15 protein-coding genes, 1 tRNA gene and 1 pseudogene are annotated in these 13,562 nt (G+C 50.3%); 1 reads left to right on the forward strand and 16 read right to left on the reverse strand.

From position 1 onward, the window contains the following. Positions 1 to 111: 111 nt before the first annotated feature. From A7098_RS23900 to A7098_RS00065, 14 genes and pseudogenes are all read right to left on the reverse strand, one after another. Positions 112 to 264 (reverse strand): hypothetical protein, encoded by a 153-nt coding sequence (locus A7098_RS23900; protein WP_001384688.1) that lies wholly within the window; start codon positions 262 to 264, stop codon positions 112 to 114. Between the two features lie 637 nt (positions 265 to 901). Beyond that, positions 902 to 1,180: a PerC family transcriptional regulator gene (locus A7098_RS00005; protein WP_048230420.1), complete on the reverse strand. Its 279-nt coding sequence runs from the start codon at positions 1,178 to 1,180 to the stop codon at positions 902 to 904. Between the two features lie 2 nt (positions 1,181 to 1,182). After that, on the reverse strand, positions 1,183 to 1,719 hold the full coding sequence (locus A7098_RS00010; RefSeq protein ID WP_048230357.1) for a ProQ/FINO family protein: 537 nt from the start codon (positions 1,717 to 1,719) through the stop codon (positions 1,183 to 1,185). A 35-nt stretch (positions 1,720 to 1,754) separates the two neighbouring features. Continuing rightward, positions 1,755 to 2,180: a single-stranded DNA-binding protein gene (locus tag A7098_RS00015; RefSeq protein ID WP_048230356.1), complete on the reverse strand. Its 426-nt coding sequence runs from the start codon at positions 2,178 to 2,180 to the stop codon at positions 1,755 to 1,757. 235 nt (positions 2,181 to 2,415) lie between these two features. Continuing rightward, on the reverse strand, positions 2,416 to 4,551 hold the full coding sequence (locus A7098_RS00020; protein ID WP_048230355.1) for a DUF927 domain-containing protein: 2,136 nt from the start codon (positions 4,549 to 4,551) through the stop codon (positions 2,416 to 2,418). Next, a complete protein-coding gene (locus tag A7098_RS00025; RefSeq protein WP_048230354.1) occupies positions 4,548 to 4,835 on the reverse strand; it encodes a DUF4222 domain-containing protein in 288 nt (95 codons plus the stop codon). Before A7098_RS00025 ends, A7098_RS00020 begins: the two co-directional genes overlap by 4 nt. 29 nt (positions 4,836 to 4,864) lie before the next feature. Continuing rightward, the gene (locus A7098_RS00030) at positions 4,865 to 5,050 is read right to left on the reverse strand and encodes a hypothetical protein (protein WP_048230353.1); all 186 of its coding nucleotides are present in this window, start codon (positions 5,048 to 5,050) and stop codon (positions 4,865 to 4,867) included. Next, entirely contained in the window at positions 5,043 to 5,231 is a 189-nt protein-coding gene (locus A7098_RS23905) for a host cell division inhibitor Icd-like protein (RefSeq protein WP_004013533.1), read from the reverse strand. Before A7098_RS23905 ends, A7098_RS00030 begins: the two co-directional genes overlap by 8 nt. Before the next feature lie 35 nt (positions 5,232 to 5,266). Next, positions 5,267 to 5,650 (reverse strand): annotated as a pseudogene (locus tag A7098_RS24370) (ash family protein); the annotation flags it as partial. 226 nt (positions 5,651 to 5,876) lie between these two features. Continuing rightward, positions 5,877 to 6,068, reverse strand: coding sequence for an AlpA family transcriptional regulator (locus tag A7098_RS00045; RefSeq protein WP_047668755.1), 192 nt, complete (start codon positions 6,066 to 6,068; stop codon positions 5,877 to 5,879). Between the two features lie 306 nt (positions 6,069 to 6,374). Next, a complete protein-coding gene (locus A7098_RS00050) occupies positions 6,375 to 7,619 on the reverse strand; it encodes an integrase domain-containing protein (protein WP_048230352.1) in 1,245 nt (414 codons plus the stop codon). 206 nt (positions 7,620 to 7,825) lie between these two features. Continuing rightward, positions 7,826 to 7,902 (reverse strand) — tRNA-Pro (locus tag A7098_RS00055). 74 nt (positions 7,903 to 7,976) lie between these two features. Beyond that, entirely contained in the window at positions 7,977 to 9,737 is a 1,761-nt protein-coding gene (gene yejM / locus A7098_RS00060) for an LPS biosynthesis-modulating metalloenzyme YejM (RefSeq protein WP_000256207.1), read from the reverse strand. A 19-nt stretch (positions 9,738 to 9,756) separates the two neighbouring features. After that, entirely contained in the window at positions 9,757 to 9,984 is a 228-nt protein-coding gene (locus A7098_RS00065; RefSeq protein ID WP_001135667.1) for a YejL family protein, read from the reverse strand. A gap of 181 nt (positions 9,985 to 10,165) precedes the next feature. Here A7098_RS00065 and yejK point away from each other — a divergent pair, with 181 nt between their 5' ends. After that, entirely contained in the window at positions 10,166 to 11,173 is a 1,008-nt protein-coding gene (gene yejK / locus A7098_RS00070) for a nucleoid-associated protein YejK (RefSeq protein WP_000050780.1), read from the forward strand. A 163-nt stretch (positions 11,174 to 11,336) separates the two neighbouring features. On the opposite strand, the gene rplY is transcribed toward yejK, so the two are convergent. Together rplY and A7098_RS00080 are read right to left on the reverse strand one after the other, a co-directional pair. Then, positions 11,337 to 11,621, reverse strand: a complete 285-nt coding sequence (gene rplY, locus A7098_RS00075; protein WP_000494185.1) for a 50S ribosomal protein L25 — start codon at positions 11,619 to 11,621, stop codon at positions 11,337 to 11,339. A 124-nt stretch (positions 11,622 to 11,745) separates the two neighbouring features. Further along, positions 11,746 to 13,506, reverse strand: a complete 1,761-nt coding sequence (locus A7098_RS00080; RefSeq protein WP_000578056.1) for a DEAD/DEAH box helicase — start codon at positions 13,504 to 13,506, stop codon at positions 11,746 to 11,748. Positions 13,507 to 13,562: the final 56 nt, after the last annotated feature.

Below are 13,562 nucleotides of genomic sequence, written 5' to 3' on the forward strand. Positions count from 1 at the left end.
CATTGAAACCTAACAAATTGATTTTGTTAGAAATAAATTAGGTAAGGTGGGACAAGTCTAGGCTGTTTTGGGACAAGTTGGGGGGGAGGTGGGACAAGTCGAGCGAGTGAATCAAGCCGTGTTAGCGCGGTAAACCGACTGTGCCGCCGCAATTTTGCGTTGTCGGGAGGCCACCGTAACAGCCACCATACGCGCACAATCTTCGGTGGTAACGCAATCCAGACGTGCGCAACATCCCCAGATAGGTAAATCATTACCTAGCACAGCTAATTGCGCCAGAATCGATTACAGCGCGTTTCTGTGGCATTCCAGAACGGCTATCACTAGCGTATTGATATGTAATCCGCATATGAGTTTAAGCAACAAAATGATCCCTTTTCGAAAAAGGGACTAACCGTTTTTTCCGAAATGATCCGTTGCTGATTTTGTAACTTATTGTTTTGTAGATGTAATTTTAAATTTGGTAGGGTTATAAATAGGGGGTGTTTTTGTCAAGAATTGTAAATAATGCTTATTTGTTGCTCTTTGTTTGTTTGTTTTCTGTTCGTTGGTGGGGGATCATTTTGTACTTTTTGGGGGATCATTTCGGAGGGGGTGGGGCTGGCAACACGCCAGCACCCTCGATGCGTTTGTGTTTAGCAGTACTCCCAGTCTGTGGCTAGTAGACTCTCAGGAGATAGCGTAACGCTATCCTCTGTGACGGGATTCAACGCAATCAAATCGTTTCCGCGCCGTTCGAGAAAGACGATGTACGGAAGATGCCAGGCACTGCGGCGAGCTGGCACGCGTCGGCCTGGCTGCAGCTTGTCAAGAATATCCACCAGCGAAACGTTCATGTGATTCAAAAAACTCCTGAAACGCTCTACAACTCAATAACACAAAAAATAATGCAGAACTGCCACTATAAAACCTTGTCTGTCTGGTAGTTCCGCCAGACAGATTTTGCGATTTCTATCCCCATATCCGCCTGTGTGCGGTTTGCTGCCTCTCTCAAGCCCCCGAAATTATCCAGCATGACGGGCGAACGTGCTGCCTTGTGGATACATTCCGCGCGACGCTTTACTGCCTGTTCGCGCTCCTTATCGGTGTTCACCTGTTGCATGACCTCAGCCCATCGGGTCGCCGCTCTCCGGTACAGGCCTTTAGCCTCCAGATCTTCCGCTTTACTGTCGTGAATCATACTCATACGCCAGCTTGTTCCTTGTTCGACTTACGTTTGCGCTTCTCTTTCAGTGCCATCAGTCGTGCTTCCGCGTCCTGCTGTTCCTGTTGTGTCACCTCACCGCATGGCTGGCAATTCAGATCGTAACGCACGCCACCAGCCATTAAGGCACGGTAATAACGCGGAGAATGAGCATAAGATGCTAGCGCCGCACGTAATGCCCCTGACCCAAAAGCCAGCGCCCTGACGGCAATATCCTGTATCAGGTCTTCAAATATCCCTACCTTAAGCGGCTTCGGTGATTCCAGGCTGAATAATTCAGGCCATAGTTCAATAAGACGGTTAACGCGCCTGCGGTTTTTGCCCTGGCGTTTGGTCATATGCCGCCACGGTGTCGCCCCTGTGGGCTTCTGTTTGCGGCTCTGCGGTGCGTTCTGATTGCCGGGTATCACTTTATGCGCTGATGTGGTTTTATCCTGCTGCTGTGTCGTCTGTGTCTTTTTCTGTGGTATGCCGTAAATGCCTTTCGGTTTTCTGCTAATAGTCAGTGTAGTCATTATTTGTTAGCCTCTGTTAGTGAATCCACTGGCAGTTAAAATGGTATTTCGTCCTCATATGGGGCATCCTGCAGGCCCGTCTGCTGCTTTGCCCTGTTCAGTGCGTCAGTAGCCTGCCCTTGCTGTCCTTTCCTGCCTCCTGGTCGTACGGTTCGCGCACTGATTACGCTGTCTGCGATGACCTGCCAGCCCTGCCGCATTTCCCCGTTCTGGTCTGTCCACTGGCTTATCTGCATGTTACCCGCCACGCTCACCAGTTCGCCTTTCTGGTGTTTTGCCAGTGCATCGGCCTGTCTGCCAAACGCCAGGACGGATAACCACATCGTTGCTGTTCCGTCATATGCCTGACTGCACGGAAGGGGAACAGCCATACTCACCAGCGCCATTGGTGTTCCCTTGCTGGTGGTCTTTAACTGCGGGTCAGCCACCAGCCGCCCGTAAGCTGATATTTGTGCCGTCATATTGTCTGCTCTCTGGTTTTAAATGTTGGTTGGATTTTTAATGTCCACCAGCCAGGTAAAAATAACGCCTGCTGACTTGTCCCAAAATGCTCCTAACTTGTCCCAAAATCACCTTAACTTGTCCCGCCCTTGTCCCACTTTTTCTGATGTAACCCAGTATAATTCAGTGTGTTATGTGTGTTTTTCACAGGTTGGGACAGGTGGGACAAGAGTTTTTAAACCTACACGCGAGAGATTAACCACCTTCATCATCATGATCCTGTGCAAGTAAAAGGCCGTACACCCTTAGTCGTGCCCCCTTCATGTGCTTAAGACGTGGTGTTCTGATTTGCCATCCTTCCCCGCTGGCTGGCTTTTTCAGCATTCCGGCTTCGTGAAGGGCTCTTGCTACGGCATCCTTGTTAAATCCCTTCGCCACATGCGATTTAAATGGCTCCGGCAGGACGTAAAACAAAACAGGCTCACCGTAACGCCCCTCGCTTTCCCTGTAGCCGTACAGTTCTGAAATCGGCAGGCTTGCAGGGTCATAATTGACAGGCGCAAACCTGCTCATGCCGTAGGCAGTAAGAAATGCCTCTGCCTGTTCAATAATCTGCCTGTGTTCCTTGTTACCCGTGCCGAACTCCTTCACCCAGGCATTAAAGTTATGCTGAATGGCATCACGGCACGTCTGAACATTCCAGCCCGTAACATGACCGGACAGCACAAGCGCGGCCTCCAGTATGGCGAATCGTTCCCCTACGCGATGAACCTGTTCGCCGTAGCTCTCCGGTATCAGGTTGCGCCACCGTTCACGACACGCCCTTACCGTGTCCTTAGCCTCCTGCTGGTGGGCTGCCAGCCATTTAACCCATTCACGACCCGCCGCCCCGTGGTTTTCTGTCCAGGCGGCTTTTAACGCGTCTGCGTGCGCCTTTCCTGTGCTGTATTCGTGAAACTGCGTAGACTTCTCCATCGGCACGTTAAGCAACCTGACAAGCTGCCCCGCCTTGACTTTTATCCCCTCACTTTTGAGGAATGTTTCAACGTCCATTTCTCCGGTACTGATCGCCACCGTTCGCCAGTGTTTTATCTCCCTGTTGCCGCCGTCCTTCGCCCCCTGTAATTTCCCCGAACCGTTAAACAGCGTATAAGCCGATGTGGACACCTCCCGCGCGTTTCCGGCCTGGCCTATTTCATCCAGGGGTAACAGCCCGTCGTTGTGTGCCTCTGCCTCGTTGGCGATACCTAACGCCGTTCCGTACCAAGTCAGCCGTTGCGCGTCCGGCTCTCCCCATAAACTTGATGCGATGTTCTGTGTGGTGGTTTTCCCTGCCGATGATTGTTCGAAAAGATGTACCCCGAAGCCGTCAGCGCCCACCAGCCCGATTAATGGTGCTGATAACGATACCGCCACACCCAGCATCATGGACGGATTACCACCAGCCAGTCGCGCCACTGTATCGCGCCAGCCCTCTGTCGTTCCTGCTACGGAATAACCACTAACGGCAGCCGTTTTTCCGGTAAACAGGATCGGTTTTTCAGACTCACCAATGACTGAACCGTCCGGCATGATGTACGCGCCAAAATGCCACCCCGTTGTTGTGCTTAACTGCCATTCCTCATGGTTTCCGCTTAACTGCATCCAGTCAGCCAGGATAGCCCTGTATTTGCCGTTTGTTGTCACGTTCAGGCCGTGATCTTTAAGCAACCGCCAGCCGTCACGGTCGCCAATGCCACCACACGGGATCGCCATTGTGATGGATTCATGGTTTGCCGGTTTTTTCCAGCGCATCACGCGGTAATGCTCTTTACCGATTGTTCCCGTTCCCAGTAGTTCAAGCGGGGAACATAACCACGTCTCAGGCCGGATAATTTCGCCTGACTGTTTGTCAACTTTGGGCGTTACCCAGAAAACACCATCGGCGCGGCTTTCTACACGGGGCTTTAATTCATCATCGCCATGACTTCCGGTGGCGTTTTCTTTTGTCTGAAGCCGGATAGCCAGCCCGTCATCAATGTTTTGGCGCTCACGTTCCAGATATTCGCGCCAGTTCTCCCGTTTCTGGCTGTGCATTCCTTCAGGGTAATAATCAGCATCCTTGACACCTGCCGCTGCCAGTTTCTGCCCGATGGTATTAACAAGCTCCGGACGCAATAACCCCGCCTGATAGAGACGCACGCGATAGCGTCCGTCCGGGACGATTTGCAGGTTGTCCAGTTCGGCAAGTTGTTGCTCTCCAAGCCAGACAGGAGGCACGTTATCGCCAGCAAGTTGCCCGTCCATCTCCTGCCACTGCTTCGCATGTGCCCAAGCATCACTACCCGCAAAGATAATCACCTCCGTCATTTTGTCTTTCGGCTGGTGCTTTAAATTCGGTGCGCGTTTCATTTCTTGCCCCCAGTAACCATCATTTCGCAGATTTTGCGGATGTATCTTGCTGCACGGTTCTGATTTACGGTTTCACGATGATCCACCAGCGTAAAATCACGCTGGAAATGATAAACAGGCATCACGCAGTCATATTTGTATCCTTCACGGCGGTAGGTAATGCGTCGTTCACTCACGCCCTTAATCATTACCGTGCTGCCGTATTTATCGCGGTAAATATCGCCGTGCATGAATTTAGGACGAGTTTTACCGCTGGCAGTAAAGCCAGAATTTTTTGCTTTCATTTGTCGAATTACGTTTTGTTAAAGCTGAATTAATGAATAGTCGACACTTCAACTACGACACGGATCATCACCTGCGTGAACTCACAGCCGATTAACTCTTCTTTCAATATTGCTATAGCTGCACTAACGCAGGTGGCGTTCACGTTTTGCCGAATATCAATAACGTGGCCTTGATGATTTACAGCGCGTGCGGTTATCTGGAATCGCTTAAGCATGACTTACCCCCTGACGAATACGGGCAGCGAATACGGCAACACAACCGGACGGGCAACGGTTACGCGCTTCCTGCTCGGTTGACGCCACGACGTGAACGACGCGGGAATCACTCGGATTAACGATGATAAAGCGCCAGATAAAGGCGTTCTGAGTATGTGCGAGGGCAGGGATAGTAGCCATTTGGCAGCCTCCTTTTGCGTTGGAATATAACCACCGCCGGAGGTAGCAAACTCGCTGGCGGTGGACTGTACGGAGTTGCTACAACTGGCGCAAAAGGAAACCAGCCTGACCGAAGTCAGCCCCATACAGCCCACCATTGATAAGGTGTGCGTGTGTACAGACAACAAAAAAGACGCTGGCGCGTCATGTGTCGCCTTTTGCTTCAGCGGGGTAGCAATCCCGATCCCCGTTTTATAAGGGATTCGGCAAGTATATCCCGTTTTCCGGCTCATGTGGTCGGATGTGTTGAAGGTGTGCCCACCACACAAATCACATTGCCCACCAGCCGTAAATGTGGCATTGTTGGCGATGCGTTCAAGTTTAATACATGTTCTCTGGCGACCCTCTGCGGTCGCTTTTATTTTGTTTGTAAAAAGCATATTTATTTTGTCGTTTAATCTATGCGATTGTTCGTTTCCATTTAAAACGGAAGTGCGATTAGTTCAATTAATTCGTTCGTAAGGTTTGTACTGAGTAATAACATCAGCCATATTTTTTATGGTTGAACGAAAACCTGCCCCTGTTTGGGCATTTTTGCCAGTATTCATAATGTTCTCTCTTAATTGTCTTGTTGCTTGATAGTAATCAGGCGAGCGTTAATCACACTTACGCTTCACGAGTTTCCCTCTCACGTTCTTTCAACCAGGCGAGCACCTCATCTTCATACCAGCCAATGCGACGCAGCCCGATACGGAACCCTTTGGGGAACCCGCCCTTGTTAATCATCTCCGTTAGGGTCGAGTCAGACTTGATGCGTAGCAAGGCCTTTACCTCTGGTCGTAAAAGAATAGCTCTCATCTTATTTCTCCTAAAGACAGCAAAATATCACTTTTTGAATGAAAGTGACGGTAACCATATGAAAGCATATAAAAAGAATACAAATCTATAAAAAAGCAAGTCAAGAATTATTTAATAAGAGTTGTGTGATTGATTATTTTTTAATTTTCTAACATAAAAAGAATTTAAATATATCTCAATATGAGACAGTAATGAGATAGAAATGAGATAGAAATGAGGCAGAAGTGAGACAGAAATGGGATAGTAATGAGATACAAATTAGCTCCTAACTGACACCAATTAGGAGCTAATAAATTTTTAAATATTTTATTTTATTCCGCGTAATCCTCTGTGCCCGCTGGCGATGGTTGTTCCGGTTGCGGCTGCTTCCACAAAATCACCCCACCAGCACATTAACACTTTACGTTTTTCCAGGTAGTTGCTTCGGTTGTATGCCCGTCTAACTTCGTTTGTGTCCACGTGGGCTAGTGCGGCTTCGATCACGTCAGGCTCAAATCCTTCTTCATTCGCCGCCGTGCTGAATATTGCGCGTAGTCCGTGAGATACCAGCACACCAGCGTAACCCATTCGCCGTAATGCTGCGTTTGCTGTCTGGCTGCTCATTGGTTGCACTGGATTTTTAAGACTTGGGAAAACATGCTCCCTTCGTGCGCTAATCGGCTTCATGGCTTCAAGCACTGCCATCGCCTGAGCGCAAAGAGGGATCACATGATCACGGCGCATCTTCATGCGTCCGGCTGGTATCGTCCAGGTTGCCGCCTCAAGGTTGATTTCTTCCCACCGTGCGGCGGAGGCTTCGGCTGGGCGGGTTGCGGTTAACAACTGCCACTCAATCAACAACTTGGTTTGTCGTTCTATGCTGGCAATCGTTAAATCGTTCATAAGTTGCGGCAACTGCTCTGGTCGAATAGTTGGCATGTGCTTTTTGGTGGGGGAAGGGAATGCCTTGCGGACGTTCGCGGCGGTGTTGATGTCAATCAGTCCACTGTTGGCAGCAAAATCCATCACTTCATTGATGCGCTGTAAAACGCGTTTCAGTGTTTCTAGGTTGCCACGTGCCTTGATGGGCGTGAGTATCTCAACAAAGCGGCGAGCGGTGAGAGTATCTATCGGTGTGTTTCCGATATACGGGAATACATATTTCTCTAGCGAGCGCCAGATGTCCTTGATCGTATTGTGGGCGAGATTCTGGTTTTTTTTCATTTCGTACCACGATGCGGCCACATTTTCGAACGTGTTGCCCTGTCTTCTGGCCTCTGCTTCGCGTTTTTGCCGCTCGTGATGCTGTGGGTCAATCCCTGACGCAATTAACGTCCTGTACTCGCTACGGCGTTTTCTGGCATCAGCCAGGGAGACTTCATCGAGCGATCCCAAACTAATGATTGTTCGTTTTTTGTCCGACGGTCGATAGTAGTTGAATCGCCATAGTTTCGAACCAGACGGCTTAATGACGAGAAAAAGCCCGCCGCCATCCTGTAAGGTGTATTCTTTTTCCGCTGGTTTAGCTGCTTTGATCTGTGTGGTGGTGAGTGGGGTCGCCTTTCTTGCCATACGTTTTTGAATCCACGGGAAAAAACAGGTTTTAGTTATACGGGTTTAGCTACCCGCCAGACCGTATAACTAAACATATAACTAAAAAAAACGGCTGAAAACCACTGTTACCGTGGAATAACGATGACTAAAAACAATAAAAAAGCCCGCTATTCAATGAATTAGCGGGCTTTTTCCATAAAAACGATGATTAACTATGGTCGATTTGGTCGGCACGAGAGGATTTGAACCTCCGACCCCCGACACCCCATGACGGTGCGCTACCAGGCTGCGCTACGTGCCGACTCGTGGCTGCTTATACTACCGTTTTCCACACCGATTGCAAGTAAGATATTTTGCTAACTGATTTATAATTAATCAGTTAGCGATGAAACGCTTCTCGTCTGTCAGCACTTGCAATAACAAACTTAACTGTGGTTTTTCGTCTTTCACTCTTTCGCCACGTAAGTTGTAAGTGCGGTATTTACCGTTATTGTTCAGTACCAGCGTCATTTTCGGGGTGGTAATTGCCAGCGTATCGTTATCCGCCGCAGTCACCCAGTAATGACGGCGCTCAGGGTTGAACAAATCCTGACCTTGCGAATATTCGCTCGCTGGTGTGCTGACGTGTAGCAGACGTTGCATCAGCGTGGTCATCAGATCGGTATGGTCGGTCAGGGTATTAATTCGCTGTGCCGGAGTGCCTGGCCAGTGAATCACTAACGGCACCTGAAGATGACCGTGGGACCAGTCAAAGGTTTCTTCCTCTTCGACCAGCGGAATGCCCCGACCGGCAGTAATAATCACCACCGTATTGTCCAGCTTGCCGGACGCTTTCAGCGCATCAAGCACGCGGTTAATCTGGTCATCGACATTACCTGCCGCGCGGCTATATTTCCGTGCAAATGCTTGCTGGTTGCTGTCGTCAATGTTGGTGCCATTGAAAGATACCCATGAGAACCAGCGATTATCTTCTTGCGCGTAGCGGCTCAGCCAGTTGATCCACTGTGTAGCAGTCTGCTCATCGGATTGCGTGCGAACGCTCGGCATTGAGAAGTCTGACAACAATGCCTGACGATACAACGGGCTGGTAAAGCCATCGGATGAGAATAACCCCAGTTGATAGCCTTGCTGGTTAAGCGCGGTAATTAATGCCGCAGGTGTACGGGTCGACAGAATGCCGTCCATATAACTTGGCGATATGCCATAGAACAGGCCAAAGATGCCGTTGTCGGTCGTGTTGCCGGAACTCATATGGCGCGTGAACGAAATATTTTGTTCCGCAAAGCCTGCCAGCGCAGGCATCTGCTTCTCGAAGCGTGAGTAGTTCAGGCCATCGACAGTAATCAACAGCACATTCTGCCCGGTGCCCATATCGCGATAGCGCAGTTCGCTTAACGGATACTGAACGGAAACGGCGTCTGGATTACCTTGCTCAATAAGACGGCGTTGATACTCCTGCGCATCAAGCAGACCATGCTTCTCAAGAAAACGTCGCGCCGTCATCGGGTACGAAAGCGGCAGGTTAGCGCGCTGCATGGTGATCGGGCGATAGAAGTTGGCATCGGCCCAGATATACACCACATGCGAGGCGATAAAGGCGATAAATAAGAATGCGGCCAGCGGGCGCGCGAAGCGCCGACGACGCGTCAGGCTGCGTAGCTTTTGCCAGCTCCACGTCGCAAACACCAGTTCAAGCAATAAAATAACCGGCACACTGATGAACATCAGCTGCCAGTCGCGCGCCATCTCATTTTCGTCCGGGTTGATAACCAACTGCCAGACGATGGGATTAAGATGGAGATGGAAACGGGTAAAGACTTCGCTATCGATCAGTAATAGCGTCATTCCCGCTGTTGCCAGAATGACGGACAAAAACCTCATCAGCCTCTGGGAGCCGACGATAAAGGTCAGCGGGAAGAGGATCAGCAAATAGGTGGCGAACACCAGGAAGCTGAAATGACCGATAATGCTTACGTAGGAATAAATACGACCCGCAAGCGTTGTCGGCCAGTCGGCGATAAACAGGTAACGGCTGCCAATGACGAGCGAAAGCAGAATATTGAACAGTGCAAACCAGTGCCCCCAACTGACCATCTGGGAGACTTTTTCACGGTAGCGCTGACGATGAGTTACCATAACCTGTTATCTGTTTCCCTTAGTGCGCTTTGTCTTCGTTGATAGAGGACTGTAAGGCGCGGGCAAAAGAGTTGGCAATCGCCTGGCGCTGAGCCGGGGCAATGCTGGTGTTGATAAGGTTGGTGACCATATTGCCTAACACCATCAGGGAAAGGTCGGTCGGAGCCTTATGTTTTTCCAGTACGTTGAGCAGCTCTGCGAGCAATTGTTCAACCTGTTCATCACTGTAGCGGGAAATTTGTGGCATAAATCGAAATCAGTTAGTTGATGAAAGGGCAACATATTACCGTAGCAACGGTTTTTTTTCTGCTTTTTTATACTTTAAATCATTCGCGTTACGCCACCTTCTGTAAAATGACCGCCATCTTTTATTGCGTCGCTTAACCAGCGGTGGTTGAATACCGCCCGGTCTAAAAGGAGAGTTTATCATGAGTCTGGATATCAACCAGATTGCTCTGCACCAGCTTATCAAGCGTGATGAGCAGAACCTTGAGCTGGTGCTGCGCGATTCATTGCTGGAACCGACGGAAACCGTCGTTGAGATGGTGGCGGAGCTGCATCGTGTCTATAGCGCCAAGAATAAAGCCTACGGTTTGTTTAGCGAGGAGAGTGAACTGGCGCAGACGCTGCGCTTACAGCGTCAGGGCGAAGAAGACTTTCTGGCATTTAGTCGGGCAGCAACTGGTCGCCTGCGTGACGAACTGGCGAAATATCCTTTTGCTGACGGCGGCTTCGTGCTGTTTTGTCACTATCGCTATCTGGCGGTTGAGTATTTGCTGATTTGCGTACTGAACAATTTAAGCAGTATGCGCGTTAACGAAAACCTCGACATCAACCCGACCCATTATCTCGATATTAATCATGCTGATATCGTTGCGCGTATCGATTTGACCGAGTGGGAAACCAATCCAGAATCGACCCGTTATCTCACTTTCCTGAAAGGGCGAGTAGGGCGCAAAGTGGCTGATTTCTTTATGGACTTCCTCGGTGCCAGCGAAGGATTGAATGCGAAAGCGCAAAACCGTGGACTGTTACAGGCGGTCGATGACTTTACCGCCGAAGCGCAACTGGATAAAGCAGAACGGCAGAACGTTCGCCAGCAGGTTTATAGCTACTGTAATGAGCAATTGCAGGCGGGCGAAGAGATCGAGCTGGAGTCGCTGTCGAAAGAACTGGCGGGCGTCAGCGAAGTGAGCTTCACGGAATTTGCGGCTGAAAAAGGCTATGAACTGGAAGAGAGCTTCCCGGCAGATCGTAGCACGCTGCGTCAGTTGACTAAGTTTGCCGGTAGCGGTGGTGGCTTAACCATCAACTTTGATGCAATGCTGTTAGGCGAACGGATTTTCTGGGACCCGGCGACCGATACCCTGACCATTAAAGGCACGCCGCCGAACTTGCGCGATCAGCTTCAGCGCCGGACGTCTGGCGGTAATTAATCGGTTTTACGTAATGAATGCCAGATGCGGCGTGACGCCTTCTCTGGCCTGCAAATAACGGTAATACCTGTATGCCTGATAAGACGCACTGCGTCGCATCAGGCATAATCTGCGGATACAAAAAACCCCGCCGGAGCGGGGTTTTTTACAACTTATTCAGCAATTAAGCGCGAACGAAGTCGATGTGCTGCAGCTTCGGTTTGTACGGGTGACGCTGTACATCCTGAGCTTTAACTTTGATTTCTTTACCGTCAACAACGATGGTCAGAACTTCGCTGTAGAATTCAGCTTTAACTTGCATGTTCATGACTTTGTCGTGATCCAGCTCGATAGCCAGCGGCGCTTCTTTGCCACCGTAGATGATTGCCGGGAACTTGTTAGCGGCACGCAGGCGGCGGCTCGCACCCTTACCCTGCTCTTTACGTACTTCTGCGTTAATAGTAAACATTTCTTTCTCTCTTAAATTAATCCTGCTACAGGCGACCCAGCAACAGGTAAGTGATCTGCTTTGCGTATGCAAAAGCGGGCGAGATTCTATACTCAATCGCCTTATACATCAATCAAAACTACCATTAACCGCGTAATTCATGCGCCCGACGAAAACGACCTTCGTAATCGAACACTTTTTCACGCACTTGCCAGTACTGACCTTTCATTCGCGCAACAACAAAATCCGGATGGCGCAGTAACGCTTGCTGGGCGAGGATATCGGCGGCGGTTATCCAGCGCAGAGGGATGCCCGGTGTGCGCGTATGCGGGCGGATAAAAAGTTGTTCGAAGGCGGTACGCTGGGCGGGCGTTTGCAGACGGAAACGCTCACTCACATCCGCGCCGTCTTCATCGTAATAGGTGATTTTCAGCCATTCGCCTTTCTCGTCGTGACCATGCTGCAAAGACATGCCGCTACAGCGTAATACCAGCGCGTCTTTGAGTCGTAGCGCCGCTTTTAACATGTCGTCTGGATCAACCAGTACCGTGTCACATTCGCGGCATCGTCGGGCGGCAATATCGTTTTCCGCGTTACATTGCGGGCAATTTTTAAAACGGAAACGGAAGTCACACTGTTCGCGATGACCGTCGTCATCTTCAAACCACCCCTGACAGCGACGACCAAAGTGTTCAATCAATGTACCGTCGGCGGTCGTTTTGCCCCAGAAGGTGTTGGCAAAACCGCAGGCAGGGCAGAAAACCTGTACCGGAACGTTGTCACTTTTGCCTTTTGGGGTGCCAACTTCTGGCGCGTAGAGATCGTGAGGATTACCCGCATAATCAAGAATTAAGCAATCAGTCTTGCCGGGCGCCAGACGCAGACCGCGTCCGACAATTTGTTGGTAAAGACTCACTGATTCAGTAGGACGCAGGATGGCGATAAGATCGACGTGCGGGGCGTCAAATCCGGTGGTCAGTACCGCAACGTTGACCAGATAGCGAAAACGCTGGGCTTTAAAATCTTCAATTAATACATCACGTTCAGCGCCGGGTGTGTCACCGGTAATGAGTGCTGCATCTTCGGCGGGCAGCAATCCCACAATCTCTTTTGCGTGTTCAACCGTCGCGGCGAAAATCATCACCCCTTTGCGCGTTGCGGCGAACTCCATAATCTGGCTGATGATGTGCGGCGTAATACGTTGTTGTTTTTTCAGCTCGCGGTTGAGATCGGCTTCGCTGAACAGCCCATTACTCTGTGCCTGCAAGCGGCTGAAATCGTATTGCACTACCGGCATATCAAGCCGTTCTGGTGGCGTCAGATAGCCGTGTTTAATCATATAACGCAGCGGCAGCTCATAAATGCAGTCACGGAAAAGGGCTTTCTCGTCGCCACGTACCATGCCGTGATAATGGAACTGGTAGATCCAGCCTTTGCCCAGCCGAAAAGGCGTGGCGGTCAGCCCCAACAGGCGTAAGTGGGGATTCACTTTTGTCAGGTGAGTAAGGATTTGCTGATACTGGCTCTCTTCATCGTCGCCAATGCGGTGGCATTCATCGACAATCAACAGCGAAAATTCACCCTGAAAGGCATCGAGATTGCGTGCGACCGACTGCACGCTGCCAAACACCACTTTACCGTGGCTCTCTTTACGCTTCAGCCCGGCGGCAAAAATATCGGCTTCCAGCCCCAGAGCCTGATATTTTGCATGGTTTTGCGCCACCAGCTCTTTGACGTGCGCCAGCACCAGCACGCGACCACGCGCCAGCCGTGCCAGTTCCGCTATCACCAGGCTTTTACCTGCACCAGTAGGCAGCACGATAACGGCAGGAGTTTTATGACGACGAAAATGGTTGAGCGTGGCATCCACGGCTTCTTGCTGATATGGACGGAGTGTAAAAATCATGGTCTCGCGTAGGTAGATTATTCTGCTAATAGTATGCCACGGATCTTTTTCTCTTG

It is taken from the genome of Escherichia sp. MOD1-EC7011, assembly GCF_002965005.1.
Taxonomy (GTDB): domain Bacteria; phylum Pseudomonadota; class Gammaproteobacteria; order Enterobacterales; family Enterobacteriaceae; genus Escherichia; species Escherichia ruysiae.